This window comes from Streptococcus sp., assembly GCF_019414905.1.
Classification (GTDB): domain Bacteria; phylum Bacillota; class Bacilli; order Lactobacillales; family Streptococcaceae; genus Streptococcus.
In genome coordinates, this window is record NZ_DXLC01000151.1 from 1 (window position 1) to 1066 (window position 1066).

The 1066-nt window shown below is 39.8% G+C and carries 1 pseudogene; it reads left to right on the forward strand.

Going from position 1 to position 1066, the window contains the following annotated elements:
- Positions 1-23: 23 nt before the first annotated feature.
- A pseudogene (locus tag QZ359_RS04620) lies at positions 24-1066 on the forward strand (serine protease); the annotation flags it as partial.

A 1066-nucleotide genomic window follows, 5' to 3' on the forward strand; every position in this document is an offset into this window, starting at 1 on the left:
TTACAAAAGAACTTTCAGAACAAATGAAAAACGGCTACTTTTTAGAAGGTTTTGTCTTCTTTAAGGATGCCAAGACTCAAAAGGATTTGGTTAGCATTCCTTATATTGGTTTTAAAGGGCAGTACCAAGATTTACCTGGTATTGAAAAACCAGTTTATGAATTTACTGGAAGTGAAAAACCTTTCTACTATTACAAAAATGAAAAAGACGACAATCCGGTTAAGGATCCAGGAAATCATTTTACTGCCTTAGTCAGCACCATCCGTAAAGATGGGGAAGATAAACAGGTGGTTCTGGGAGAAACAGAGGATCGTTATGATGGAAAAGCTCTCGCATTTTCTCCAAATAAGGATGGAAACTTAGATTCGGTTAATTTAAATGCGGTCGTTTTGAGAAACGTTGATAATATTCACTTGGCTGTCTATAAGGCAGATGATTTGAAACGGGAACATCCAATTTTTGAAAAAGGCAATGAAAGTCAGAAAAAATCGGACTATGGATGGAGAATTAATGAACGGAGCAAACTCCTTTCAGCTAGCCATTGGGCAGGAACAGATCAAAAAGGTCAAGTAGTTCCTGATGGAGAATACCAATACGTCCTTACCTATCGACCAAGCACTCCAGGTGCAAAACCACAAGAAATTATCTTGCAGGTGAAGGTAGATAACCAAGTTCCTCAATTAGCCTCGACAAAAGATTTGTATGACCCTACTTCTCGCGTCTTTAAGCCAGGAGCTATCATTGAAGAAGGTAGCGGTTTAGCTGGAAAATCCTTGACCTACCAAAAGGATGGGGAAACCGTTGAACTTTCTCCAAATCAAGATGGCAACTATCGTATCCCTGAGGGGGTTGATTTGACTACGGTTCGCTTCTCTATTTGGGACAAGGTTCACAATGCCAATATCTTAACACTTGAAGGGAAACCAGCTCCTGTTTCAACAGAAAAAGAAAATACCAAACCGAAAGAAGAAACAGGCTCTGAAACAAACAAACCAGCTACGGATGGTCGCTTAGAGGTTCGGATTGTTGATGAGGAAGGAAATGCAGTTTCGCAATATGCTGAAAT